This window comes from Sedimentibacter sp. (genome assembly GCF_032080165.1).
Classification (GTDB): Bacteria; Bacillota; Clostridia; order Tissierellales; family Sedimentibacteraceae; genus Sedimentibacter.
The window spans coordinates 1-26,280 of record NZ_DAMASY010000001.1 but is presented as its reverse complement, the minus strand read 5'-3'; the positions used below and the strand labels follow the sequence as shown (position 1 = coordinate 26,280).

22 protein-coding genes and 1 riboswitch are annotated in these 26,280 nt (G+C 33.3%); of the genes, 8 read left to right on the top strand and 14 right to left on the bottom strand.

Annotated features, from left to right (window positions below):
- Window positions 1–29 precede the first annotated feature (29 nt).
- Both RT412_RS00110 and fdhD read left to right on the top strand, forming a co-directional pair.
- The gene (locus tag RT412_RS00110) at window positions 30–638 is read left to right on the top strand and encodes a molybdenum cofactor guanylyltransferase (protein ID WP_313339074.1); all 609 of its coding nucleotides are present in this window, start codon (window positions 30–32) and stop codon (window positions 636–638) included.
- Window positions 638–1,417 carry a formate dehydrogenase accessory sulfurtransferase FdhD gene (gene fdhD / locus RT412_RS00105; RefSeq protein ID WP_313339072.1) on the top strand — a complete coding sequence of 260 codons (780 nt, stop codon included), beginning with the start codon at window positions 638–640 and terminating at the stop codon, window positions 1,415–1,417. The genes RT412_RS00110 and fdhD overlap by 1 nt, the downstream gene beginning before the upstream one ends.
- A gap of 25 nt (window positions 1,418–1,442) precedes the next feature.
- On the opposite strand, the gene RT412_RS00100 is transcribed toward fdhD, so the two are convergent.
- From RT412_RS00100 to RT412_RS00085, 4 genes are all read right to left on the bottom strand, one after another.
- Window positions 1,443–2,327, bottom strand: a complete 885-nt coding sequence (locus RT412_RS00100) for a DMT family transporter (protein WP_313339070.1) — start codon at window positions 2,325–2,327, stop codon at window positions 1,443–1,445.
- A 23-nt stretch (window positions 2,328–2,350) separates the two neighbouring features.
- Entirely contained in the window at window positions 2,351–2,848 is a 498-nt protein-coding gene (locus RT412_RS00095; protein WP_313339068.1) for an SEC-C metal-binding domain-containing protein, read from the bottom strand.
- Window positions 2,849–2,971: 123 nt separating this feature from the next.
- Entirely contained in the window at window positions 2,972–3,394 is a 423-nt protein-coding gene (gene mscL, locus RT412_RS00090) for a large-conductance mechanosensitive channel protein MscL (protein ID WP_313339066.1), read from the bottom strand.
- 95 nt (window positions 3,395–3,489) lie between these two features.
- On the bottom strand, window positions 3,490–6,087 hold the full coding sequence (locus RT412_RS00085; protein ID WP_313339065.1) for a phosphodiester glycosidase family protein: 2,598 nt from the start codon (window positions 6,085–6,087) through the stop codon (window positions 3,490–3,492).
- Between the two features lie 240 nt (window positions 6,088–6,327).
- A riboswitch (SAM riboswitch) is annotated at window positions 6,328–6,424 on the top strand.
- Window positions 6,425–6,517: 93 nt separating this feature from the next.
- Between RT412_RS00085 and metK the strand changes: the two genes are divergently transcribed.
- Together metK and malQ are read left to right on the top strand one after the other, a co-directional pair.
- Window positions 6,518–7,696 (top strand): methionine adenosyltransferase, encoded by a 1,179-nt coding sequence (metK, locus tag RT412_RS00080; protein ID WP_313339968.1) that lies wholly within the window; start codon window positions 6,518–6,520, stop codon window positions 7,694–7,696.
- Window positions 7,697–7,755: 59 nt separating this feature from the next.
- A complete protein-coding gene (gene malQ / locus RT412_RS00075) occupies window positions 7,756–9,192 on the top strand; it encodes a 4-alpha-glucanotransferase (protein WP_313339063.1) in 1,437 nt (478 codons plus the stop codon).
- Here malQ and RT412_RS00070 read toward each other — a convergent pair.
- From RT412_RS00070 to RT412_RS00025, 10 genes are all read right to left on the bottom strand, one after another.
- Complete coding sequence (locus RT412_RS00070) at window positions 9,171–10,958, bottom strand: glycoside hydrolase family 13 protein (protein ID WP_313339061.1); 1,788 nt, start codon at window positions 10,956–10,958, stop codon at window positions 9,171–9,173. The genes malQ and RT412_RS00070 overlap by 22 nt on opposite strands.
- 24 nt (window positions 10,959–10,982) lie before the next feature.
- Window positions 10,983–13,415, bottom strand: coding sequence for a glycogen/starch/alpha-glucan phosphorylase (locus RT412_RS00065; protein WP_313339059.1), 2,433 nt, complete (start codon window positions 13,413–13,415; stop codon window positions 10,983–10,985).
- Window positions 13,415–14,851 (bottom strand): glycogen synthase GlgA, encoded by a 1,437-nt coding sequence (gene glgA / locus RT412_RS00060; RefSeq protein WP_313339057.1) that lies wholly within the window; start codon window positions 14,849–14,851, stop codon window positions 13,415–13,417. The genes RT412_RS00065 and glgA overlap by 1 nt, the downstream gene beginning before the upstream one ends.
- An 11-nt stretch (window positions 14,852–14,862) precedes the next feature.
- Window positions 14,863–15,981 carry a glucose-1-phosphate adenylyltransferase subunit GlgD gene (glgD, locus tag RT412_RS00055; RefSeq protein ID WP_313339055.1) on the bottom strand — a complete coding sequence of 373 codons (1,119 nt, stop codon included), beginning with the start codon at window positions 15,979–15,981 and terminating at the stop codon, window positions 14,863–14,865.
- A 1-nt stretch (window position 15,982) separates the two neighbouring features.
- Window positions 15,983–17,140: a glucose-1-phosphate adenylyltransferase gene (locus RT412_RS00050; RefSeq protein WP_313339053.1), complete on the bottom strand. Its 1,158-nt coding sequence runs from the start codon at window positions 17,138–17,140 to the stop codon at window positions 15,983–15,985.
- A complete protein-coding gene (gene glgB / locus RT412_RS00045; RefSeq protein WP_313339052.1) occupies window positions 17,127–19,049 on the bottom strand; it encodes a 1,4-alpha-glucan branching protein GlgB in 1,923 nt (640 codons plus the stop codon). Before glgB ends, RT412_RS00050 begins: the two co-directional genes overlap by 14 nt.
- Before the next feature lie 89 nt (window positions 19,050–19,138).
- Window positions 19,139–19,987: a hypothetical protein gene (locus RT412_RS00040; protein WP_313339050.1), complete on the bottom strand. Its 849-nt coding sequence runs from the start codon at window positions 19,985–19,987 to the stop codon at window positions 19,139–19,141.
- A gap of 14 nt (window positions 19,988–20,001) precedes the next feature.
- Window positions 20,002–20,772 (bottom strand): hypothetical protein, encoded by a 771-nt coding sequence (locus tag RT412_RS00035; protein ID WP_313339049.1) that lies wholly within the window; start codon window positions 20,770–20,772, stop codon window positions 20,002–20,004.
- Window positions 20,765–21,472, bottom strand: a complete 708-nt coding sequence (locus tag RT412_RS00030; RefSeq protein WP_313339047.1) for an ABC transporter ATP-binding protein — start codon at window positions 21,470–21,472, stop codon at window positions 20,765–20,767. The genes RT412_RS00035 and RT412_RS00030 overlap by 8 nt, the downstream gene beginning before the upstream one ends.
- On the bottom strand, window positions 21,465–21,833 hold the full coding sequence (locus tag RT412_RS00025) for a GntR family transcriptional regulator (protein WP_313339045.1): 369 nt from the start codon (window positions 21,831–21,833) through the stop codon (window positions 21,465–21,467). The genes RT412_RS00030 and RT412_RS00025 overlap by 8 nt, the downstream gene beginning before the upstream one ends.
- 171 nt (window positions 21,834–22,004) lie before the next feature.
- On the opposite strand from RT412_RS00025, the gene RT412_RS00020 reads away from it, so the two are divergent.
- From RT412_RS00020 to lysS, 4 genes are all read left to right on the top strand, one after another.
- Complete coding sequence (locus RT412_RS00020) at window positions 22,005–22,799, top strand: biotin--[acetyl-CoA-carboxylase] ligase (protein ID WP_313339044.1); 795 nt, start codon at window positions 22,005–22,007, stop codon at window positions 22,797–22,799.
- Window positions 22,789–23,769, top strand: a complete 981-nt coding sequence (dusB, locus tag RT412_RS00015; protein WP_313339042.1) for a tRNA dihydrouridine synthase DusB — start codon at window positions 22,789–22,791, stop codon at window positions 23,767–23,769. Before RT412_RS00020 ends, dusB begins: the two co-directional genes overlap by 11 nt.
- Before the next feature lie 190 nt (window positions 23,770–23,959).
- Window positions 23,960–24,430 (top strand): transcription elongation factor GreA, encoded by a 471-nt coding sequence (gene greA, locus RT412_RS00010; protein WP_313339041.1) that lies wholly within the window; start codon window positions 23,960–23,962, stop codon window positions 24,428–24,430.
- Between the two features lie 34 nt (window positions 24,431–24,464).
- Window positions 24,465–25,940, top strand: coding sequence for a lysine--tRNA ligase (gene lysS, locus RT412_RS00005; RefSeq protein ID WP_313339039.1), 1,476 nt, complete (start codon window positions 24,465–24,467; stop codon window positions 25,938–25,940).
- Window positions 25,941–26,280: the final 340 nt, after the last annotated feature.

Genomic DNA, 26,280 nt, shown 5'->3' with positions numbered 1-26,280 from the left:
AGTTGAAAGCTTAAGGAACGGTGATTAAAATGAAAAAATTTGGAACAGCAATTATATTGGCCGGAGGAAAAAGCTCCAGAATGGGCTTTGACAAGCAGCTCCTTAAAATAAATGAAAGGAGCTTAATGGATAAACTGATTCAAAAGCTTAGACAAGAATTTGAGGAAATAATAATTGTGACCAACAAGACAGAGTTATATATCGGGTTATCTCATAAAATTACAAAGGATATATTGAAGGATATGGGAGTTCTTGGAGGTATACATGCAGGGCTAAATCATTCCTTAAGTAGATTCGCCTTTGTAGTTGCATGTGACATGCCAAACATCAATATGGAATATGTACGCTATATGAAGGATAGGTTGACTGATAATAATTCTCTTGGCTGTGTTACTAAGTTCGGAGACTGGATTGAACCGTTCTGCAGTTTCTATTCGGTTGATCTCATAAAAAATATTGAAAAATACCTTGAATCGGGAAGACGTTCCGTTAATGGACTAATTAAGGATGTTAATATAACCTATATAAAAGAAAAGGATGCACGCAAATTCAGTCCTAACTGGGATATGTTCCTTAATTTAAATACAAAAGAGGATTTAAACAAATTCTTGTTAAATGCAGGTGGTTGGAGCAGCTGATGGATACAACAAAGAAATATGAAATAATAAAAATTCAAGGTGATATTTCAAACAGATTTGAGGATGAAGTAATAATCGAATACCCCTTTACCATATTTATAGACGATGAGGAAATAATTACGCTTTTATGTACTCCTAAGTCCTTAGAGGAGCTTGCTATAGGATTTTTGTATTCCGAAGGATATATTAATTCCTTGGATGCGGTAGAAAAAGTTTTTTTGAATGAAGAAAAGGGAAGAGCATACGTATATTTAAAATACAGAAAAATGCTGAATGAGAATCTATCAGGTAAACGAGCCATAACATCCGGCTGTGGTAAGGGAACTGTATTTTATAATGTGCTTGATTCTATAAAGTGTAAGAAGATTGAGAAAAAAATAAATATCCGTAAAGAAACGGTAACGAAATTAAGCAAATTATTCAATCAAAAATCAGAGCTTTTTTTAAACACGGGAGGAGTTCACAGCTGCGGACTATGTGACGATGAAAAAATTCTGTATTTTGAAGAGGATATAGGGAGACACAACGCTTTAGATAAAATTTTAGGAGTCAGCTTAATCGAGGGAATCGATTTATCAGATAAAATAGTAATAACAAGTGGCAGAATATCCTCGGAAATGCTTATAAAAACCGCAAAGAGAGGAATACCTGCTATTATTTCACGGTCGGCTCCAACCAGCTTGGCTATTGATATGGCAAGAGAACTAAATATATTATTGATTGGCTTTGCAAGAGGAGAAAAAATAAATGTATATACGAGCTTTCAAAGCATGAGCTAAGTCACTATTGGATACTGATTATTTATTATATACTAATTTCAGTATCATTTTTTTTATCTTTAAATAATGATACAATTAATACTCCCGCTAATATCAATATACATGCTATTATATTACGAGCGGTTAAAGGCTCTTTTAAAAATATAATTCCAAGTATAATGCTTGTTATGGGCTCAAACATACCTACTATGGATGTAATAGTAGGTCCTGCGTATTTTACACCGATTGGTATAAAAGAATTTGCTAAGAATGATGCAAAAAATGCAACTGATAATGTAAATAACCAACCTACAGGGGTTATGTTAAACACTAATGTCTGACTTAATATGCCGAATAAAAATAAATAAACAGATGAAAAGATAGACAGATAAAAGGTTATTTTAAAGGGATACATAGAATTTAATCCGCTTTTATCGATATAAATCAAATGTGCTGCAAATATTACACCTGAAACAAATGAAAGGAATACACCAAACAAGCTGAAATTTCCTTCTAAAAACATCATTACGCCTATAGTTGAAAGAATTAATGCAACGATTATTTCTTTACTGACTTTCTCCTTAAATATCATAATGCATGCGGCAGTAACGAGTACAGGATAAATATAATGAATGGTTGTAGACATGCCTACCGATATATAATTGTATGAGCCGTAAAGGGTAAGTGCTGTTAATGTAGGTCCTAAAGAGCTTAAAACTGCTAATTTTTTAGCTTCTGTTTTATTTATTTTCACAGGAACGTTATTGAATTTCAGCATAAAAAAAAGAAGGGGAATAGAAAGGAAATTTCTATAAAAAGTCAGGGATAAAGAATTACTTCCTTCCATATATGACATTTTGCCGAGAATCGGCGTAAATCCATAGATAAAAGCTGCTAATATTCCAAAAAATATACCTTTTGTTTTATTCATTCATTTATCCCTCAAAATTGCGGTTATTTACCACAGCATTTTTTATATTTTTTACCTGAACCGCATGGACATGGGTCATTTCTTCCGATTTTATTTTCATTTATAACTATTTTTGATCTGTTATAATCCTTCTTAATTTGTTTTCTTTTTTCTTCGTCAAAAATTCCTTCCCATTCCTTCATGCCGTAAAGCCATTCAGCTTTTGCATCGTGCATGTTCCATAATAATTTTTCAAAATCAAATTCTGCTTTAATTTCAGAATCTTCGGTTAAATCATCCAATACCAATGATTCTTTAAAGCTGTTGTTAGCACCGTCAAGAAAACCAACAAATTGAACTGTCGTCATATCTTTTTTTTCGGCTAAATCCTTAATTATCCCTTCAACAACAGGGTTTTTATTTTCAAGAATATTTTTATAGAATTCCGCCTCTTTTCCCATGTAATCTTTGAAAAAATCGTTATATTCTTGCTGAGTTTTAATATTTTCTAAATTTTCAGTCCATTCTGTATATAAACTCATAAAATCCTCCATTAAATTTAATATCTGCTAAATGTATTTTAACAGTATTATTTTAAAAATTCAAGGAAAATTGACAGAGCCACATAAAATGTGGCTCTGTCATCATGAACGCAGGGAAGAATCTCACTGCTTAAGTAAATCTCTGATTTCTGCAAGAAGTTCTTCTTGAGTAGGTCCTTTTGGCTCTTCCGGAGTCGGTGCAGCTTCTTGCTGTTTTATAAATTTGTCTTTTGATTTATTTATTAATTTTATAAAAATGAAGATGGATACTGCAACAATTAAGAAATCAACTACATTTTGTATAAAGTTACCGTACATTATTGCAGCTTCCGGCTTAACTATAGTTTCACCTTCCATTACAGCAGGGCTCATAATATATTTCAAAGATTTAAAATCCATGCCTGCCATCAAAAATCCAAGTAAAGGCATTATTAAATCATTAACTACCGATGTTACGATTTTACCGAAGGCACCACCCATTATAACACCCACTGCTAAATCTAAAACATTTCCTTTGAATGCGAATTCCTTAAATTCTTTCCACATAAAATTCCTCCGAAAGTATAAAATATTATTACACTTACAGTATAAGCGACTGACACCAAATCAAAACAATTTACTAATTTATCAGTAAAAATATGTTAATTTTTATATTTTACACCCGAATCAGTTTTAGCTATTTCTATGCTGTCATCGTAGGAAATATATCTTATGCCTTTTTCAATGAATGTATTTTCTTCCTGACCTTTAAAAACTACAAATACTTGATTGTCAACTGCTGCCTTTTCTAAAATATCCTTAAGTATTTTTATTTCTCTTTCGTCGTTAATGCTGTCTAAACTGTTGTTTAATGATAGAACCAATACTTTATCTTTGTAGTTTACCATATTTTTAATATTGTTCCACATCGTCGTATTGCTTGCACTCATAGTTCCGCTTGAAATTATACCGTCAATAGAAACTATATTTCCCTTATCCTTAAGATTTTCTTTTTTGCTGTCGGAAATAATTAATTTTTCTGTAAAATCGGAAATTCCTTGCATTTTCATTGAATCGACAAATACTGATTCTTCACGAAGTCCTAACTGCTTATCGTTTGGTTCATACATTATTCTTAAATTGTCAACGTAAATAGTTCCTGAATCTTTTCTTGTTTCGTTGATTTCAGCAAGATATATGTTGTTTAATGTAACAGGATATGTTGTTCCTTCCGGTATGTGTGCCTCAACCCACTTCCATCCTGTCCAGTCAACTTCATCAGCAAAAGTAAGTTTAATCTGGTTATTGTAAGCATCTGTAATTCTTGTTCTCAGCCAATGATTTTTACCGTCGCCGTAAACCCACATTCCGATTGCCTTCGGTTTATCTTCAAGCTTGATCCCTTCTTGATTCTTTCCGAATTCTATAAATGCAATGCTTTGGTCCGTCATATTTGTAAAATCATAATCCAACTTAATTGCATTTGAGCCTTCTTTTACAAAATCCCCTGTTATAGATATGTTTCCTTTGGAGCCCTCGGGATATAAATTTAATTTAAGATCATTTAAATCCTCAAAACGGTTTAGTGTTTTATATCTGTAACCAACCTTTACAATTATGTGCTTAACTGCACCTTCAAATGAAGCAGTTATTGCACCTATATTGCTTACATCTCCCGAAGTGAATATTCCGTTTTCAACCTTTCCGACTTTGTTTCTGTATGAGTAGGAGAGATACTTTGAAGGTATATATGCGGAATTTCCATCCTTGTCTACACCGAGCACGCTTCCCATTTCATATTTTTCTTCGAAGCCCATAACCAAAATTTCTTCATTAAATTTAAGTGCAACAGGCGTATCCAATATATTTATTTGAACTTCTCCGACAGCACCGTCTGCTGATGCGGTAATAACTGCCTTTCCGGGTTTTTCAGGAAAAAATACATTGTTTACTATCTTTCCTGCCCCCTCGGGATATACAGTATATTTTATATCTGCCGGCTTAACCTCTAAAGGTGTGAAATATTCGTTGTAGAATTTAAGATTTAAATTTGTTTCTGTATTGTTAAATATCGATTCATGCTCGGGAATTATTTCAATTATATCCACTTTTTCGCTTTCCGGGGATGTGTTAAATACTCCGACACCTGATGCAACTTTTCTTTCTCTTCCGTCCGAAGGAATATTAACAACTGTTATATTGGAATTTTTCAAGAAATCAACACCCATGGTGGTAGAACCTCCGCCATCCATGTTTACTGCATTATAAGCGCCAAGACCCATCATAATCTCTGCAAGCTCGGTTTGCTTAACACCTGTGTAGTCTTTATTTCTTCCGTCAATTGTAACCATTATCATTTCAGTATTATCTCTGTTAAAACCAATTGCGGTTCTTGGGTGTGCACCTAATACTTCGCTGCTTACATCGTTTAACTGACCGTCCTTCACTAAGTAATTCAAAGCACCGTAGGACCAATCAACCTGATCGGGACTAAAATCAAGCTCTATATCAAGAGATACGGGTTGTCCCGGTATGAATGAATTTTGCAGATGTTCCATAGTTGCTGCATTGCTGCTTGCTACAATATATCCATTATCAGGGATTACTACAGATGGCTGATTTTTTCTAACCTCTGTAACTATATTGTTTTCTACAACAACTTCAACTATGTCCTTGTTTTGAAAACCCGGTGAAGTTTTATTCCAATCTGTTGTTAATATTGTTGGTCCCCATTCTAATGAGGAGGTTTTATTAAGCACTATTATATCAAATGCAGTTGAATCAGCTGCGTACAATGTAATCTTAGGATTCCAAACGGAAATATTAAGGTCACCGTTTAAAAGCCTTGAAACAGTGGGATAACCATAGCTGTATGGAAGCGGTGAAGTTATTAAATTTCCTTCTTTAATAAGTGCTCCGTATGTATATGTGGGGTCCCCCATATAGAAAAAGTCACCGTTTACTCCTGCTATAGCACCTGAAGACTTTATCATAGCGCTTAATGATGCACGGTTAGAAACTCCGTTTTCATTATTAATTGGTTCAACCTTAGTATATTTATCTGTTAAATCAGCTCTGATAACATTAATATTAATCCACCCGATTGAAGTATACCTTTCAATACTTTCGTGAGTAACTCCTGTTGACAACCTTGTTTGACTTGTCAGGTCATAAACATTATAAAGCGAGTTACCGTATGCGGTAGCGCTGAACATTAATGCTAAGCCGACAGAGAATGCTGTAATTTTTTTAATACTCAAATATCTCATTCCTTTCAATCATAAATTTAACCTAAACTTATTATAGCATATGCTGAATAATAAAACATTACAATACTGTTTAATTCTTCATAGAAAATTATACTAAAAATGGATTATAACTTTAATATAGACGAAAATTTAAATGTCTTTGTTCCAAAATCGAGTATATTAATTGTTGTTAATAAAATAATAATTATTGACAACAAAAAATGTATATGCTATTATGATGAAAAAATAAACTCCTTATCAAGAGTGGTGGAGGGACGAGGCCCAATGAAACCCGGCAGCCTGTTAAATCAAGGTGCCAATTCCCGCGGAGAATTCCGATAGATGAGGCAATACATAAAGTGTACCTCTTCTGCGGAAGAGGTTTATTACTTTTTGAAGTTAGTTTAAATTATACTTTATGATAAAAAGAAAGGGAAAAAATATGAAGAAATGGTTATTTACATCTGAATCGGTTACTGAAGGTCATCCGGACAAAATGTGTGATCAGATTTCAGATGGTATTTTGGATTCTATATTAGAGCAGGATCCAAACGGAAGAGTTGCATGCGAAACTGTTACTAAGACAGGTTTTGTGCTTGTAGCAGGAGAGATAAGCACAAGCTGCTATATTGACATACCCAAAATAGTAAGAAATACTATAAAAGATATAGGCTATGACAACGCAGATTATGGCTTTGATTTTAAAACATGCGCCGTATTTACTTCAATCGAAGAGCAGTCACAGGATATTGCCATGGGTGTCAATGAAGCAGATGAATACAAAAAGGACAATCTTGATGCGAAGGATATGATTGGTGCGGGAGATCAAGGTATGATGTTTGGATTTGCATGCAATGAAACACCTGAGCTAATGCCTATGCCAATATCATTAGCGCATAAATTAGCACTCAAATTAACGGAAGTAAGAAAAAATAAAACTGTAAACTATTTAAGACCTGACGGCAAAACTCAGGTTACAGTTGAATATCATGACAACAAACCGGTTAGAATCGACACTATCGTAATTTCTACACAACATAACCCGGAAGTTGACAGAAAGACAATTGAAAAGGATTTAATAGAATACGTTGTTAAAACAACAGTTCCGTCAGAACTGCTGGACGAAAACACAAAATATTTTGTTAATCCGACAGGCAGATTCGTTATCGGAGGTCCTCAGGGAGATTCAGGCTTAACAGGAAGAAAGATTATAGTAGACACTTATGGCGGATATGCGAGACACGGAGGCGGTGCTTTTTCAGGAAAAGATCCTACAAAAGTGGACCGTTCGGCTGCATATGCGGCAAGACACATTGCTAAGAATGTTGTTGCTGCCGGCTTAGCCGATAAATGTGAGGTTGAGCTTGCTTATGCAATAGGAGTTGCTAAACCGGTTTCAATAATGGTTGATACTTTTGGTACAAATAAAATTGACAATGAAAAAATAGAGAAGGCAATTATTGAAAACTTTGATTTAAGACCGGCTTCCATAATAGAAAAATTCGATTTGAGAAGGCCTATTTACAAACAGATTGCTGCTTACGGACATTTTGGAAGAGACGATTTAAATCTTCCCTGGGAGCAAACAGATAAGGTTAATATGTTGAAGAAATATTTATAAGTGGACATTGTGGACGGTTCTTTTTGACCGTCCCTTGATTTACCCATTAAGGAGAAGATATGTTTAACAGAAGTTCAGGCATCTTGTTGCCTGTAAGTTCACTTCCGTCTAAATACGGCATAGGAACCTTTGGAAAAGCAGCATATAAATTCATAGATTTTTTGATTTCATTCGGACAAAAATATTGGCAGGTTCTGCCCTTGGGACCTGTTTCATTTGGTGATTCACCATATTCGACCTTTTCCGTATATGCCGGGAATCCGTATTATATAGATTTGGAAATGTTGGTGGAAGAGGGACTTATAAAGGGTGATGATTGTGAATTATTAAATTCGGATGAAAATTATGTAGATTATGAAAAACAGTTTAATTATAGATATAAGATACTTTTTAAGGCATATAAAAATTCAATAAATAAATATTATAAAGAGATATCGACGTTTAAAGCTGAAAACAAATGGGTGAATGATTATTCTTTGTTTATGGCATTAAAATACAAAAATAATCAACAACCATGGTATAAATGGAATGAGCATATTAAAAACAGAGATGTGGAAATCCTTAAAGGGGAAGAGAAAAATTTATCACAGGAAATTGACTTTTGGGTATTTCTTCAATATTTATTTTATGAGCAGTATTTTAAATTAAAAGAGTATGCTAACTTAAAAGGTGTTTCCATTATAGGTGACATGCCGATTTATGCTGCTGAAGACAGCGTTGAAGCTTGGGTTAACAGAAGATTGTTTGCTACAGATGAAAATATTAATTTTACAATGGTTGCAGGCGTTCCTCCCGATTATTTTTCTTCAGAGGGTCAGCTTTGGGGAAATCCTGTTTACGACTGGGGATACCTTAAAGAAAATTCATATAAATGGTGGATAGATAGAATTAAATGGTCGCTACAACTGTATGATTTAGTCAGAATTGATCATTTTCGTGGTTTTGATGAATATTGGGCTGTATCTTACGGTTCTGAAAATGCAATAAAGGGCAAGTGGTATCCTGCATATGGAAAAGAGCTTTTTAATAAAGCACTTAAGGAGATAGGAAGCTTAAATATTATTGCAGAGGATTTGGGGACTATCACGGACAATGTAATTAAATTAAAGGAAGAATTTAATTTCCCGGGAATGAGAGTCTTGCAATTTGCATTTGACGGCAATCCTGATAATCCGCATCTGCCCATAAATTATGAAGAAAATACAATTGGCTATACCGATACCCATGATAATGATACATTAAAAGGCTGGTACAACAAATTAAGCAAAGAAAAACAACAATATGTATTGAAAGTATTAAATATCGCCGCAAAAAAAGAAGATGAAATATTGGACGAATTAATTCAAAGTGTGATAAACAGCAAAGCTGACATTGTTATCATACCCCTTCAGGATTATCTTCATTTGGGTTCCGGAGCAAGAATTAATATTCCGTCAACTGTTGGCGGAAATTGGACCTGGAGAGTGAAAGAAAGTCAACTAAAAAGTATTAAATAATTTTCTTGATTAATAAGAAAATTGTTATTAGTTATACCTTTTTTATATTCCTTCATGTTTTCTTTAAATTTTAAGGTTATTGTTTCATTAGACAGATTGACTGCAATTATAACCCTGTTTTTCTGGTTATACCGTTCAAAAGCAAATACTTCCCTGTCGTGTATTATGCACTTGTATTTTCCATCTTTAAAGAGATTGTTTTTTCGTAAAGACGACAGAAATTTGTAATGATTTAAAATTCCTAAGTTTTCATTTCCCCAGGGATAGCATAATCTGTTAAAGGGGTCTTCAAAGCCCTCTGCACCTGCTTCATCTCCGTAATAAATACAAGGTACACCGGGAAGGGTAAATTGGAGTAAGCTTGCGATTTTTAACAATTCAATTCCTTTTTTTATTTCTTTGTTATTTAACTTATATTTTGCTCTTTCCTCTTTGCTTTTCGGTCGTGCTTCACTTCCTAAAACTGTGAGAATTCTTTCCGTATCGTGAGTGCCTATTATGTTCATAAGTCCATTCACTGCTTGCGGAGGGTATTTTTCAACAATTGAATTCATAGTTTCATATAATGCACCACAATCCTTGTTTTTGACATAATGTATTAGGGCATCCTTTAAAGGATAATTCGTTACGGAATCAAGCTGGTTTCCGCAGAAATATTCCTTTAATTTGTTATAGGAAAATTTGTTGGCTGCGTCTTCCCAAACTTCGCCGACTATGAAAGAATCAGGATTATGAGATTTAACGGAATTTCTGAGAATGTTCAGGAAATTATCGGGAAGCTCATCGGCAACATCTAAACGCCATCCCTTAATGCCTACGTTTTGCCAGTGTTTTATAACTCCATTTTCACCTGTTATAAAATCAATATAGATTTCGTTTTCTTCGTTTACTTCAGGCAGCGTCTTGATCCCCCACCAGCTTACATAATCATCGTTCCATTTATTGAAGGTGTACCAATCATAATAACGTGACAGCTTGCTTTGATATGCGCCTATGGAATTATAGCTGCCATATTTATTAAAATAAATGCTGTCATCGCCTGTATGGCTGAAAACTCCGTCTAAAATCACGCCCATACCATATTTCCCGGCTTCCTTGCATAATTGTGAAAGAGCTGCCTCGTCACCAAACATAGGGTCAATTTTTAAATAATCACCTATATCATACTTATGATTAGAATATGCCTCAAAAATAGGAGACAGGTAGATAGCTGTAACTCCAAGCTCATTAAGGTAGGGAAGTTTTTTTATTATTCCTTCTATATTGCCGCCGAAAAAATCATTGTTATTGATTTTTTCATTTTCATCAGGAATATAATTCGGTATGCCTCCCCAGTCATTTCTTATAATAATTTTTCTTTTAGTATTTTTGTTTAATAATTTTTCTCTGTAAAATCTATCGATAAATATATGATATATTATTCCTCCCTTTATCCATTTAGGGGTTTCATAATCTTCGGTATAAATAAGCATCTCATAGGTTGGTGAAGAATTATTCTCATTAAAAATAAAGGAATAAAAATAATGACCATATTCCTTTATTGCAAATATTCCTTTATATAAGTCATAAGAATTTTCTGTTCCGATCCAGCTTAACGGTATTTCCTTATAGAAAATCTTATCATGATTATTTCTTTTTTCTATAATGATTTTTGGATTGTGTGAAGCATTTTTTTTAATATGGATTTTAATAGTTATTTCGGTGTTTGTTCTGATTCCCCCTTGAGGGTACCTGAAAAATTCTGATTGATTGTCGAAAATATACATTTTACCCCCTGAAGGTATTCTTAGTTATTGCATGTAATGTGAGGACAGTCTCCAGATATTATCTGCATATTCATTTATAGTTCTGTCTGAGGAAAAAAATCCGGCAGATGCAATATTCATTAAAGACATCTGATTCCATCTCCTTTTGTCATTGAAATAAATTGAAGATGCTTTGTTATGAATATCCAAGTAACTGTCAAAATCAGCAAAGCACATGTATGGATCACCAACCTGAGAATCGCCTAACAGGTATTTGCTTATAGATTGGAAGGATTTTGCAGGAATTCCCTTGTTTAAAAAATCTATAATCTTCCTTAACCTTAAGCTTCTCTGGTAATATTGTATAGAGGAATAACCTGTTTTCCACAAGTTTTCCACTTCGTAATCTCTCATTCCAAACAAAAAGAAGTTTTCTTCTCCAACCTGATTAATAATTTCCACGTTGGCACCGTCATAGGTTCCGATAGTTACGGCTCCGTTAAGCATGAATTTCATGTTTCCTGTTCCGCTGGCCTCCTTACCTGCCAATGAAATTTGTTCACTTAGCTCTCCGGCAGGTATTATTATTTCAGCTAAGGATACTGAATAGTTTTCAACAAAGACAACATTTATAAATTTTTTTATAAACGCATTTTTGTTTATATAATCGCTTAATGCAACAATCAGCTGTATAATTTCCTTTGCCCTGTAGTATCCGGGTGCTGCTTTTGCTGCGAATATAAATGTTTCAGGCTTGATGTGTTCTGTATTTCCCTCATTTATATCGATTATCAAGCTTATTATTCTCAGTGCATTCAGGAGCTGCCTTTTATATTCATGCAACCTTTTCGCCTGTATGTCAAATATTGAATCTACATTTATATCTATATGATAAGTATTATGAATAAAATCTGCTAACAGATTTTTGTTTTCATACTTAATCTCATTTAATTTATTTAAGACGGTGTCATCATTTATATATTTTTTCAGCTCCGACAGCTTCGATGGATACTTTGTGTAATCAGATCCAATTAAATCATCCAAAAGATTTTTGAGGTTTGGATTGGCCTGATTTAACCATCTTCGATGTGTTATGCCGTTAGTAACATTGATGAACTTATCCGGGCTGTATTCATAAAACTTTTTAAAAACAGTTCTTTTTAATATTTCTGAATGAAGCTTTGCAACTCCGTTGACGGTATGGCTTCCTATTATACATAGGTTAGCCATATTTATTTTGTCATATCCGAATATGGACATTTGCTCAGCTTTGTTAAAGTCGTTATATCTTGAACCTGCCTCCTGCAAAAATCGTCTGTTTATTTCGCTTATAATCATAAAAATTCTTGGCAGCTTTGTTTTTACTATGTTTATATCGAAGGTCTCCAATGCTTCAGACAATACGGTATGATTTGTATAGGATACGGTGTTAACAACAATATACCATGCTTTTTCCCACGAATATCCGTAGTCGTCCATTAAAATACGCATAAGCTCCGGAATAATTAATGCAGGATGAGTATCATTTATGTGAATTGCAGCCTTTTCACTTAAATTATTTAGAGTTTTATATTTCTTATAATGTTTTTTTATAATTGTCTGTGCTGAAGCTGAAACTAAGAAATACTGCTGTTTTAATCTCAATATTTTTCCTTCGTAATGGTTGTCTGCCGGATACAATACTTTTGATATTGCTTCGGCCATAGAATCCTCAGACAGAGCTCTTATGTAATCGCCTTGTGAGAATAAGTTCATATCAATAGAATTCAAGCTCTTTGATTCCCATAATCTTAACAAACTGACTCCATCACCGTCATAACCGGATATGAACATATCATATGGTATTGCTTCAATTTCAGTGGGGTAATCGTAATGTATCACTAAGCCGTTTTGAGTCCATTCTTCTCTGATTTTACCGTCAAACTTAACTACAACTCTTTCCTCTGTCTTTGCAACAAGCCATACATCAGAGGTTGTGAGCCAGTCATCCGGCAATTCGGTCTGCCATCCGTCAATAATTTTTTGCTTAAACAGACCAAACTCATATTTTATGGAGAATCCGGTTGCGGGATAACCCTGAGTTGCTAAGGAATCCATAAAGCAAGCCGCTAATCTGCCTAAACCGCCGTTTCCGAGTCCGGGGTCCTTTTCTATTGCATAAAGCTCTTCTAACTTAACATTATATTTTTCTAAGGCAATTTCGGTTTCTTTCTCAATTTTCAAATTATATAGGTTGTTTCTAAGAGATTTACCGACTAAAAATTCCATGCACATATAGTAAACCTGCTTTTGTTCATTCTTATTCACCAAGCTCTTAAAATAATTATGTTTTTTCAGAAGCATATCTCTTATTACAACCGAAAGTGATCTATAAATTTGAATTGAATTTACGCTATTGGGCTCTATGTTCCAATATCGAGAAATTTCTTCGTCTATCAGTGAATTGATGTGCTTTGCTTCGATGTTTTTTTCCCGCATTATCTATCTCCTAACAAATTATTATACATGTCATAGTATTTTTCAGCTGATTTTTCCCAGCTGAAATCAACCGACATAACTGTTTTAACTAAACTTTCCCATTGACCTTTATTATTATACACTGATAGAGCTCTTTTAACTGCATTTATCAGATTTTCAGGAGTTTGCTCATAAAAAGTGAATCCGTTTCCTGTGCCTAAGCTTGCATCTTTTATTGAATCCTTAAGTCCTCCTGTTTCACGCACAACCGGAACTGTGCCGTATCTTGATGAAATCATTTGTGCTATGCCGCATGGTTCACTGATTGAGGGCATTAAGAAAATGTCAGCACCTGCATACAATTTTCTTGCAAAGTCGGAATTGAAATCTATTCTTACTGCTATTTTGTCATGATATTTATCTTGCAGAGATTTAAAGCATAATTCATAATTTCTGTCACCTTTGCCTAATATTATTATTTGAATCTTTTCCCTTAAAAGTTCTTCTATTGCATTTATTATTAAATCAAAACCTTTATGCTTAACCAACCTTGAAATAATTGCAATAACAGGGACTTCCTTCTTTTGGGGCAATCCTGCCATTGATTGAAGATTTATTTTATTCACGTATTTAGCTGATATGTTTTCTGAATTATAATTTTCAAACAATGCACTGTCAGTATCGGGATTATAAAAATCCGTGTCAATACCGTTTAATATTCCTCTGATTTTTATTGAATTTTTATTTATAATCGATGCTAAGCCATGAGCATAGAAATCATCAGATATTTCCTTAGCATAGCTTTCGCTTACTGTGCTTATTATATCGGAAGTTTCTAACGCACCCTTTAACAGATTAATTGAACCGTTATATTCAATTATTGATTTTTCGTTACCCGCAAGATCAAATATATCTTCGGCTATATTTAAATCATATTTTCCCTGATATTCAATGTTATGAATAGTCAGTACTGTTTTAATATTCTTATATTCATCACGGTTGATGTACTTGGTTTTTAAATAAATAGGTACTAATGATGTCTGCCAGTCATTGGAATGAATAATGTGAGGTATAAAATCAATCACAGGCAATATCTGCAGAACTGCTTTAGAAAGATACGCAAATCTTTCGCCATCATCAAAATGACCGTAGCACTCGCTTCTTTTGAAGTAATATTCATTATCTATAAAATAATATGTTATTCCCATTATTTCTTTTTTAAATATTCCGCAGTACAGCTGCCTCCAAGCCAAAGGAACGGTTGTTTTTCCTATAAACTCAAGGTTGTGTCTATTTGCTATTTCCTGATAAAGAGGAATTATAATTCTTATGTCTGTTTCATCCTCGTACTTTTCTTTCAATGCTTTAGGAAGTGAGCCGGCTACTTCTCCCAAACCGCCTGTTGTTATAAAAGGGGCGGCTTCAGATGCCACATATAAAATTTTTAGTTTCTTCATAATTTCACCTCCTAAACTATCGAATATTTTTTAATAAAGAACGGACAATTTGAATAACCAAGCAGCACTCTGTCATTTGTTACCTGCACATATGTATCTGTTATAATAGAATTCAGCTGAGCATTTTCACCTATGATTCCATGCTGCATTATAATTGAATTTTTGACTACCGTATTTTTTCCTATTTTTACATTCCTGAAGATTATGCTGTTTTCCACTGTACCCTCGATAATACATCCGCTTGCTATTAATGAATTTTTTACATTTGAATCATTGCAGTATTTTGTAGGAGTTGAATCCTTTGTTTTAGTATAAATTGGTCCGGTCTTAGAATAAAAAAGTTTTGATAAATTATCATTTTTCAACAACCCGATACTGTTGTCATAATAGCTTTGAAATGAATCAATATGAGCATAATATCCCTGATACTCGTAACCGTAAATTCTTAAGGAATGAACTTTCCTTGCAAGCACATCATAGCTGAAATCCTTATAATTTCTTGCTATTGCATCATGAATCAGTGATTCTAAAAAATCCTTGTTCATCACCCATGTATTTAATCCTATATCGTGAACTCCGTTGGTGACAGGATATACTAAAATGTCGCTTGCTCTCTTATCATCATCAAATCTATAAATTATTTTATGGGTTGAATTGTTATTATTTATGTTTGTTTTAATATAAACGGCCGTAATATCTGAATTTTTTTCTTCATGATATTTTATTACGTCCTTGTAGTTTATATTGTAAATAATATCGCAGTCAGACAAAATAACATATTTTTCTTTTGAAGAAGAAATATAATCAAGAACTCTTTTAAGAGCATCTAATCTTCCTTGAAACAATCCATGGTTTTCTCCCACTGCATATGGAGGAAATATCAGTATTCCGCCCTTTTTTCTTGATAAGTCCCAGTCCTTTCCCGAGCCCACATGCTCCATCAGGGACCTGTAATTACTTTTTGTAATAATGCATACCTTGTTTATGCCGGAATTAACCATATTGGACAGAGGGAAATCTATCAGCCGGTATCTGCCGCCAAACGGTATGGCAGATACCGAACGATGTGATGCAAGTTCTGTCATGCTCCAATCCTGCATATCAGAAAATATAATTCCTAAAGCATTCATATTATTTCTCCTCCTTCATGCAATTTATAACACTTTCTCTTGGTATAACCGTAATTCCTAAATTTAAATCCTTTGGAGTACCTATTTTTAACCCTGGTCCGATAACAACCATTTCGTCTATTATAGAGTTATTAATTATTGAATCTTCCTTTATTTCAACATCCGCCATAATTACAGAATCTTTAACAACCGCATTTTCGCCGATTTTAACTCCAGAGAAAATTATTGAATTTTCAACGGCGCCGAAAATTACTGCGCCTTCTGAAACGATGGAATTTTTAACATTAGAGTTTTCGCTTAAATATTGAGGAGGTCTTTCGGTATGTCTTGAATAGATAACCCAGTCACCTGACAAATCAAAACCGTTGCATCCCAATAAATCCATGTTTGCTTCCCATAATGAATCAATAGTTCCTACGTCCTTCCAGTATCCTTTAAATTCATAAGAGTACAATTTTTCTTTTGAACTTAACATTAATGGAATTACATCCTTTCCAAAATCCTTTGAAGAATTGAGATTATTGTCGTCCAAACTCAGATACTTTTTGAGCTTTTGCCAATTAAAAACGTATATTCCCATGGATGCCTTAGTGCTTCTTGGTTTCTTGGGTTTTTCCTCGAAATCTATAATTCTGCCTTCGCTGTCGGCATTAAGTATTCCAAACCTTGATGCTTCTTTAAGAGGAACATTTATAACGGAAATTGTGCAATCGGCATTTTTTTCCTTATGATATTTTATCATCAAGGAATAATCCATCTTATATATATGGTCCCCCGATAATACCAACACATATTCCGGATCATACTGATCTATATAATCAATGTTTTGAAATATTGCATTTGCAGTTCCTGAATACCATTCGGAATCACCTACCCTCTGATAAGGAGGAAGTATTTGAATGCCACCGTACATCCTGTCTAAATCCCAGCTTTTACCGTCACCTATGTATGAGTTTAAAATTAACGGCTGATACTGTGTTAAAACACCTATTGTATCAAGTCCGGAGTTTATACAATTTGACAATGTAAAATCAATAATTCTGTATTTTCCGCCAAATGGTACGGATGGTTTTGCTATTTTTTTTGTAAGATCACCGAGACGGCTTCCCTGACCGCCGGCAAGCAGCATAACGACACATTCTTTTTTAGTTAATTTCATATATTCTACCTCCCATTTTGTTCATATTAACCTTTTTATCCTTCTTAAGAAATAATACGGAAAGTGGTGGTACAGTCAAAGATATGTTATAATCATATCCGTGCATTTTTCCGGCAGATGATGTTAAAATTCCTTTGTTGCCTGAACCTGTTCCTCCAAATTCTGATTCATTAGAGTTAAAAATCTCAGTATAAATTCCTTCTTCTGCACCTATTAAATAATTTTGTCTTTCAACAGGAGAGAAATTAATAACTGCTATTAATTCATCGCCTTTTTTGTTTATGCGTTTAAATGAAATAATATTCTGTTCAAAGTCATCGTTGGAAATCCACTTGAAACCTTCCCATGAAAAATCTATTTCCCAAAATTCAGAGTTATTTATATACAATTCATTCAAACTTTTAATATATATGTTTAATTTTTTATGATATTCATAATTTGTCATAAACCATTCTATTTCTTTTTCATGGTTCCATTCAGTAAATTGTCCTACTTCATATCCCATAAAATTAAGCTTTTTACCGGGATGTGCCATCATAAAACCAAGAAGAACCCTAAGGTTTGCAAATTTCTCTTCATACGGCTCAGGCATTTTGTCAAGCAGTGATTTTTTTCCGTGAACAACTTCATCGTGAGACAGGGGAAGTACAAAATTTTCACTGAAAGCATAGTGCAATGAAAATGTTATGTTTTTATGCTTATATTTTCTGAAAAGCGGATTAGTTTCCATGTAGTCTAAAATATCGTTCATCCAACCCATGTTCCATTTAAAATTAAAACCTAATCCTCCAAGGTAGACAGGTTTAGTAACCATCGGCCATGCAGTGGATTCCTCGGCAATCATCATGGTATTCGGATGCAATTTAAATACCGCTTCGTTTAATTTTTTTATGAGATCTATTGCTTCAAGGTTCTCGTTTCCCCCGTATTTGTTTGGAGTCCATTCTCCCGGTTTTTTATCGTAGCTTAAGTAAAGCATGGAGCTTACCGCATCAACTCTTAAACCGTCAGCATGGAACTCTTCCAACCAGTATATTGCATTAGATATTAAAAAGGATTGCACCTCAGGTTTACCGTAATCGAATTTATGAGTACCCCAGCTTTTGTTTTCTCTTTTGTTTATATCTTCATATTCAAACATGCTGCTTCCGTCAAACATATATAAGCCATGAGCGTCCTTAGGAAAATGAGCAGGAACCCAGTCGAGTATTACACCTATTCCATTTTGATGGCACTGATCTATGAGATATTTCAAATCATTCGGCTCTCCATAACGTTTAGTAGGGGCATAGTAGCCGGAAATCTGATAACCCCAAGAGCCGTCAAAAGGATGTTCCATTACAGGCATAAGTTCTATATGTGTAAAATTATGTTCCTTAACATGATTTATTAATATTTCAGTTATTTCTCTGTATGTATATAATTCACCGTTTTCTTTATGCTTCCAGGAGGATAAGTTAAGTTCATAAATGTTTATGGGAAGCTCATATATGTTGTATTTATTTTTATAATCCTGCCAGCTTTGGTCATTCCATTGATACGTATTTATATCATACACTATGGAGGCAGTATCTTCCTTAGTTTGAGAATAAAATGCAAACGGGTCTGATTTAAACGTTTCGTTACCGTCTTTGCCCGTAATCAAATATTTATAAAATTCCGCCAATGCAATAAAAGGCAGATGCAATTCCCATATGCTGCTGCCTTTTATTTTTTTCATTTTATATTTATCTTTTTTTTGCCAATTGTTAAAGCTGCCGACTACATGTACACTTTTTGCATTGACTGCCCAAATTCTGAAAACAGTACTATTGTTTTCGCTATTAACATGTGCTCCTAAAAATTTATATGCATAATAGTTTGTACCTTGATGAAATAAGTAAATAGGCAAGTCATTGTTATTTTTCATGTTAGGCTCCAGCGTAATTTTTCTTTTATGTTCATTATACCACCATTTAAGCAAAACAAAACGAAAAAAAGATGCGTTTGCATCTTTTTTTATTTAAAGTTTATATCTCCCACACCTGTCTTAAGTTCTATTTTTGTATTTTTGTTCTCTTTGTATACTACCATTTTATCTTGCATGAATTCATCTATTTCAGCTTCATAGCTTGAGTTATCGGGAGTTGTTATTTCAATATCGCCTACACCTGTTTCGGCTTTAATGGTTCGAGCATCAGAAATATCCGAAAATACAGCTTTTATATCACCGGTGTTCGTTTTTAATTCAGTCTTGTTTAATGGTGTACAGCTGTTTAATACAATTTCACCTACATCAGCTTTTAGATTGAATGAACCGACGGAATTATTAATTTCAATATTTCCCACATTATTGTTTATTTCAAATTGACCGTCAGTATTATTAACGGTTATTTCTCCTACATTTAATGCTATAATGAAGCTTTCTATATTTTTCGGAATATTTATTGTAAGCTCTGTCTGTATATTATCACTATTCAGTATTTTTATGTCGTCCTGTATTGTATTGATTTCTATTGCATCCCATTTTTCCATGACTGAATAACTGAAGTTATCGACTAATTCCTGGGACCTTTCCTTTGAACTTGATTTTGCGGTAATTTTAATATCAACTGTTGCCTCACTTGAGTCGTGTGCAGCTATAAATATATCTCCCACCGAGCTTTCTATTTTTAATTTACTTAAATTTTTTGCTTCTAATTTGTGAGATTCTTGTCTTTCCGCATTTTCTTTTCCTACGGAATCTATTATTGTCTGCGTTATTTTATCAGAGACATCCTTAACCTTATCCGCATCAACTTCATTAAATGATGCACATCCGCTTAATGAAAGCATTAAAATTATTAAAATACATATAACTCTTTTCATAAATTCCCCTTATTCTATAAATTAATTTTATTTTCTAAAAGATACCCAGAACAAAATGTTAAGGCTATACTTTGAATTATTGAAAATGTGTTTACAGGTAAAGACATGTAAAATGCTTGAACGGTTGTACTGGGTGATGAATATATTATCGGTTCATACCAAGGTGTCATAAAGCTGTATATATTAGATGACAGATACATTATTACCCAGTTTAATACCAAGAATATTAAAAAACTTAATAAGGCACCAAATTTTACTTCGGAGAATAAACTTTTTCTGATTGTCATAGATGTATATACGGTTGTTATAAAGGCGATTAGAAATACAAAGAGGGTAAATAAAGCTAAGAATACATGAAATAAATTAATACCTAATTTTCCCGTTAAGGTATCATTGATAAATTTTATTACTTCATAGAAATTCATATCAACACTGCTTGAATACATTATATAAGCGCCATTTAAAAGAATGAATATAAAATATATAACCAATATGGCTAATACTTCAAGCACTGCAGTCATAAGCTTCGATACAACTATTTTATATCCGCTGTTCGGAGTCATAAACAACATATAACCTGATTTCTTATTTAAATCGTCACTGTACATTTTTATAATATCAACAATGTACAAAATTGCAATAACTATCGGAAAAATTGCTATAAATAATGTGCTTCCTGCTGCGCCTTTTGTCAAAAGATATAGATTAAGCACTAAAGATGAAATAATTGTTATAATAAATAATTTATATTTCTTTATTAACTCATATTTTATTAAATTAAGCATTCCTGAATACCTCCTTATAAAGTCCCTCTACGGACATTCCCTTTGCTGATCTCAATTCCTCGGCATCACCGTGAAGCTCTATGTTACCGTCTTTTAAAAAGATTACAGAATCAAGTATTTTTTCTATTTCACTGACTAAATGAGTTGAAATGATTATTGTTTTGTTTTCATTGTAGGATTTTGTTATTAAATCTATTATCACATCTCTTGATAATACATCAACACCGTTTAACGGCTCATCCAGCATATAAAACTCAGTGTTTCTTGATAAAGTCAGAGCTACCTTTAATTTTCCGATTAATCCGGAGGATAGCTTTGATATTTTAAATTCAGTATCAACTTTTATGTCGTTGAGTATTTTTAAAGCAGTGTCTTCCTGAAAATCTTCATACATATCTTTATAGAATTTTACAACCTGCTTAACCTTAAATTCACCGTACATATAATTTTCTGTAGGCATATAAGAAATTACAGCTTTTGTCTTGTACGACAGTGGTTCACCGCTGATCAAAACATTGCCTGCAGTTTGCTTGTGCAATCCTGCGATAATTTTCATAAGAGTTGTTTTACCGCTGCCGTTAGGACCTAAAAGTCCATATATTTTACCCTTTTCGATCGATAAATTTATATCATTTAAAGCGGTCTTGTTATAATATCTTTTACTTAAATTTTCTATCCTTAATAGTTCCAATTTACTCATCACCTTCCGTATAATTTTCTGTTTCAATAAATTTAATCATATCTTCTTTTGTGTAGCCGATTTGCTTCATATTGAATATAAAATTTTCTATTTGTTTTTTTGCCATTTCGTATCTGAGCTGACCTACTCTGTCCTCGGATTCGGTAACGAATGTTCCCAATCCCCTTTTTGTAAATAATAATTCTTCCATTTCCATCTCCTTATAAACCCTTGCTACCGTATTGAAATTTATTCCAAGTTCATTGCCATAGTCTCTTGAGGAAGGCATCTTTTCTCCTGATTTTAATTTGCCTGTGACTATTTCCTGCTTAATTTTCTCAATGACCTGTATATAGATTGGTATATTATTATTAAATTCCATGTTTCACCTTCTTCTTTATTATTAGTGAATTAGTATCATAGTTCAATAGTACACTAATGCATAAATGCTGTCAAGATTACTTTGTGTTAAATAATTGTAACATTTTTTGCAAGTTTTCTTGACGAAAATGTATCTATATAGTAATATATATCGGAAGAAAAGGTGATTAAAATGTATGATTTAAACAAAATTAACGAATGTTTGAACACTGATACAATAGGACGGGCTATAATTCAATACGACTTCTTATTATCCACTGCCACAAAGGCAAAAAGTATATTCAATACATGCCCTGAGGGTTTAATTGTTTTATCTGAAAACCAATCAAAATGCATTATGAGAATGGGTAATGAATGGCACTGCCTTCCTGACAAGAATATTTATTTAAGTATAATTTTAAAATCTTTGGTAAATAATCTTTTAATATCAAAAATGGATATGATAAGCTGTGCAGCTTTACATAAAACAATACTTGAATTATATAACATAGATTGTAAAATAAAATGGCCAAACGATATATTAATAAACGGTAAAAAGACATCCTCTATTATAAGCAATTTTATAGGAAAAAATTCTGATGGAGTTACTATTTCTTTTGGAATTAATGCTAACATGGATAATGAAGATTTCAATATAGATGAAGGCATTAAAAATACGTCTACATCTTTAAAGATAGAATCGGGGGATAATATTGACAGGGAATTATTCATAGGAAGCTTACTCAATAATTTTGAGATCTATTATAATAATCTGATTAAAAACAACCTAAAGGAGCCGATAGAAATCTGTACAAATAATTCATCTATTATTAACAAGGAAATTGAAGTAATGAAAAAAGGCAAGAAAACCAAGAGAAAGGTTTTTGTTGAAGGAATAGATGGAGAGGGGCGGCTTATAGTAGCAAATGAAAAAGGTAACGAAGAAATTTTAGATCCGGGAGAAACTATATTAATATATGAAATTTAAGATAGGGAATATAGAATTAGATGAAAATGTAGTTCTTGCACCAATGGCAGGGGTAACAGACATAACCTACAGAACAATATGCAAAGAAATGGGAGCCGTCTTAGTTTATACGGAAATGGTCAGTGCAAAGGGATTATATTATAATGACATAAAAACCAATAGATTAATGAAAATAAATGAAAATAACAGACCCGTATCATTGCAGATTTTTGGAAGCGATCCGGATATTATGGCTTATGTAGTTGAAAATTACATCAATAAAAGAAAAGATATCGATATAATAGATGTTAACATGGGATGTCCGACTCCGAAAATAGTGAAAAACGGTGACGGAAGCGCACTTATGAAAACCCCTGAGTTAGCAGGCGATATAATAAATAAAATAAAAAAGGTTTCAAATAAGCCGGTTACCGCTAAAATAAGAGCAGGATGGGACAGCAGAAGTATAAATGCGGTAGAGATCGCACAAAATTTAGAATATAACGGAGTCGATTTAATTGCTGTACACGGCAGGACGAGAGAACAGTTTTATACAGGCAAGTCATCTAACAATATAATTAAGGAAGTAAAAGAAAAAGTTAATGTTCCTGTCATAGGAAACGGAGATATTTTTACACCTGAGGATGCGGTTAAAATGATTAAAGATACTAACTGTGACGGTGTAATGGTGGGAAGAGGAATTTTAGGTAATCCGTGGCTTATAAAAAATATAGTAAAAGCATTTAACGATGATTATAATTTCTATGTGCCGACAGCGACTGATAAAATTCAAATAATAAAAAAACATGCTGAAATGCTTATAAAAGAATTGGATGAGAAAATCGCCATACTGGAAATGCGTAAGTTCGCTGCCTGGTATATGAAGGGTATGAAAGGCTCATCAGAGGCAAGAAATAAAATTAACAAAATTTCAAAAGCAACCGATTTATATAATATATTAGATGAATATATGCAATGCATTGGAAATTAAAACAATTATTCTTGACTTTTTTATCATCGTTGATTATAATGTTTTAATTAATTAAAAAGAATTGCTATCTAATTATCATATTATATTAAATTTATAATAGAATAGATTAACATCATGTACTGAACATAATATATATAATATGTAAATTGCATTAATTGTAACAAGCAACATTATTAAAAGGAGCAATAGTATGAAAAATAATGAAACTTTGATTACTGCTGAGGGTTTGGAAGAATTAAAAAATGAATTAGAATTTTTAAAGCTTGTTAAAAGAAAAGAAATTTCCGAAAAAATTAAGGTTGCTTTAGCTTTTGGGGATATAAGCGAAAATGCAGAATATGATGAAGCCAAGAATGAACAGGCTAACGTGGAAACTCGTATAGCAAAATTAGAGCAAATGATTAAGAATGCTAAAATAATAAAGGCAGTCAAACAAAAAGGGGTTGTAAGTGTAGGCTCCAAGGTTTCCATAAAAGATTTGGAATTTGACGAAACTATGGAGTATACGATAGTTGGCTCAGCTGAGGCAGATCCTTTTAAAGGTAAAATTTCAAATGTATCACCATTGGGAAAAGCTCTTTTGGGCAGAAAAGTCGGTGATGTAATTGAAGTTGCATCTCCTGTCGGAGATATGATAAAATATGAAATACTAACTGTTTAAAAATATAATAACAAAAGATAAGGTGGTGTAGTGATTGAGCGAACAGCAAAACACTGGTGATTTAAGACAGGTTAGGGTAGATAAGTTAAAAGACTTAATCAATGCAGGAAGGGACCCGTATAAAGTATCTAAATATGAAGTAACTTCCAATTCTCAATATATAAAAGATAATTTTGAAGAAATGGAAGGTAAAATAGTTTCTATTGCAGGAAGGATAATGTCTAAAAGAGGACAGGGTAAGGTCGGATTCTATGACGTTCAAGACCATTCAGGCAGAATTCAAATGTTCGTTAAACAGGACGCAATAGGTGAAGAAGAATACAAATGGCTTAAAACTTACGATATCGGTGATATAATTGGTTTAGCAGGTGAGGTATTCAAAACTAAGACAGGTGAAATTTCTGTAAAGGCAAATGAAATAAAACTTCTATCCAAATCATTGCAGACATTGCCTGAAAAATTCCATGGATTAAAAGACATGGATTTAAGATACAGACAAAGATATGTAGATTTAATTGTTAATCCTGAAATAAAAGATGTGTTTTTAATGCGTAATAAAATTATAAGAGGCATCAGAGAATATTTGGACGGCGAAGGATACTTAGAGGTTGAAACTCCTATATTAAGTCCTATAGCAGGCGGTGCTAATGCGAGACCTTTTATTACACACCACAATACATTAGATATAGACATGTATATGCGTATTGCAAATGAATTATTTCTGAAAAGATTAGTAGTAGGCGGTTTGGGTGACGGTGTTTATGAAATGGGTAAAATGTTCAGAAATGAAGGCATGGATGCAAATCACAATCCTGAATACACAGCAATGGAAGTTTACAAGCCATACGCAGATTTCAATGATATGATGACATTGACTGAAAATATAGTCGCTTATGTAGCTAAAAAAGCAAGAGGAACTACAAAAATTGAATTTCAGGGTAAGGTTATAGATTTTACTCCTCCATGGAGAAGAGTAAGAATGCAAGACATGGTAAAGGAATATGCAGGTGTCGATTTTGACCTGATTAATACAGATGAAGAAGCGATAGAAATTGCAAAGAAAAAGGGAATAGAAATTAAACCTTTGATGACAAGAGGTCATGTTATAAGTGAATTATTCGAAGAATATTGTGAAGAGCATTTAGAACAGCCGACATTTGTTACGCATCATCCGGTTGAAATTTCTCCGCTTGCAAAAAGAAATGCTGAGGATCCAAGATTAACAGACAGATTTGAAGCATTTGCCAATACATGGGAAATTGCTAATGCTTTCTCGGAATTAAATGACCCTATAGATCAAAGAGAAAGATTTGAAGAACAAGTAAAACAAAAAGAAGCCGGAGACGATGAAGCTCACATGATGGACAATGACTTCATTAATGCCATAGAGGTAGGACTTCCTCCCACAGGCGGACTTGGAATCGGTGTTGACAGAGTTATAATGCTTATAACCAACCAGCCGACAATCAGGGATATTATATTGTTCCCAACAATGAAACCTATAGATTAGTATATTTGAGAGAATTTTTTATAAACAAGGATGTTTTGGGAGAACCAAGCATCCTTGTTTTCTATGCCAAATTTGTGCGAGTAGCAACGAGCAAACAAATTTGATCCATTCCCCTGAAATTTTAAGTAAAAAATTGGCAGTTGACATAAGTATAAACAAATGGTAGCATAATCAAGCTGTCACAAGCTAAGTGCCTACCGAGAGGGGGTACGGAACAACAAGAAAAAATTGACAGTTGACAGAAGACATGATTCGTGTTAAACTGACATTCCTGTCTCAAAAGAGCAGGGAGCAACAAGAAAAAATTAACAGTTGACACCATCAAAAAGATGTGATAAAC

Excerpts from the sequence above, each read along its gene's own strand:
- RT412_RS00095 (WP_313339068.1), bottom strand. The coding sequence starts at position 2,848 with ATGAGTTTATATACAGAATGGACTGAAAATTTAGAAAATATTAAAACT.
- RT412_RS00100 (WP_313339070.1), bottom strand. The coding sequence starts at position 2,327 with ATGAATAAAACAAAAGGTATATTTTTTGGAATATTAGCAGCTTTTATC.
- glgA (WP_313339057.1), bottom strand. The coding sequence starts at position 14,851 with ATGAAGAAACTAAAAATTTTATATGTGGCATCTGAAGCCGCCCCTTTT.
- RT412_RS00035 (WP_313339049.1), bottom strand. The coding sequence starts at position 20,772 with ATGCTTAATTTAATAAAATATGAGTTAATAAAGAAATATAAATTATTT.
- RT412_RS00040 (WP_313339050.1), bottom strand. The coding sequence starts at position 19,987 with ATGAAAAGAGTTATATGTATTTTAATAATTTTAATGCTTTCATTAAGC.
- RT412_RS00050 (WP_313339053.1), bottom strand. The coding sequence starts at position 17,140 with ATGAAATTAACTAAAAAAGAATGTGTCGTTATGCTGCTTGCCGGCGGT.
- RT412_RS00065 (WP_313339059.1), bottom strand. The coding sequence starts at position 13,415 with ATGCGGGAAAAAAACATCGAAGCAAAGCACATCAATTCACTGATAGAC.
- fdhD (WP_313339072.1), top strand. The coding sequence starts at position 638 with ATGGATACAACAAAGAAATATGAAATAATAAAAATTCAAGGTGATATT.
- greA (WP_313339041.1), top strand. The coding sequence starts at position 23,960 with ATGAAAAATAATGAAACTTTGATTACTGCTGAGGGTTTGGAAGAATTA.
- RT412_RS00070 (WP_313339061.1), bottom strand. The coding sequence starts at position 10,958 with ATGTATATTTTCGACAATCAATCAGAATTTTTCAGGTACCCTCAAGGG.
- metK (WP_313339968.1), top strand. The coding sequence starts at position 6,518 with ATGAAGAAATGGTTATTTACATCTGAATCGGTTACTGAAGGTCATCCG.
- RT412_RS00030 (WP_313339047.1), bottom strand. The coding sequence starts at position 21,472 with ATGAGTAAATTGGAACTATTAAGGATAGAAAATTTAAGTAAAAGATAT.
- malQ (WP_313339063.1), top strand. The coding sequence starts at position 7,756 with ATGTTTAACAGAAGTTCAGGCATCTTGTTGCCTGTAAGTTCACTTCCG.
- glgD (WP_313339055.1), bottom strand. The coding sequence starts at position 15,981 with ATGAATGCTTTAGGAATTATATTTTCTGATATGCAGGATTGGAGCATG.
- dusB (WP_313339042.1), top strand. The coding sequence starts at position 22,789 with ATGAAATTTAAGATAGGGAATATAGAATTAGATGAAAATGTAGTTCTT.
- RT412_RS00025 (WP_313339045.1), bottom strand. The coding sequence starts at position 21,833 with ATGGAATTTAATAATAATATACCAATCTATATACAGGTCATTGAGAAA.
- RT412_RS00110 (WP_313339074.1), top strand. The coding sequence starts at position 30 with ATGAAAAAATTTGGAACAGCAATTATATTGGCCGGAGGAAAAAGCTCC.
- mscL (WP_313339066.1), bottom strand. The coding sequence starts at position 3,394 with ATGTGGAAAGAATTTAAGGAATTCGCATTCAAAGGAAATGTTTTAGAT.
- RT412_RS00020 (WP_313339044.1), top strand. The coding sequence starts at position 22,005 with ATGTATGATTTAAACAAAATTAACGAATGTTTGAACACTGATACAATA.
- glgB (WP_313339052.1), bottom strand. The coding sequence starts at position 19,049 with ATGAAAAATAACAATGACTTGCCTATTTACTTATTTCATCAAGGTACA.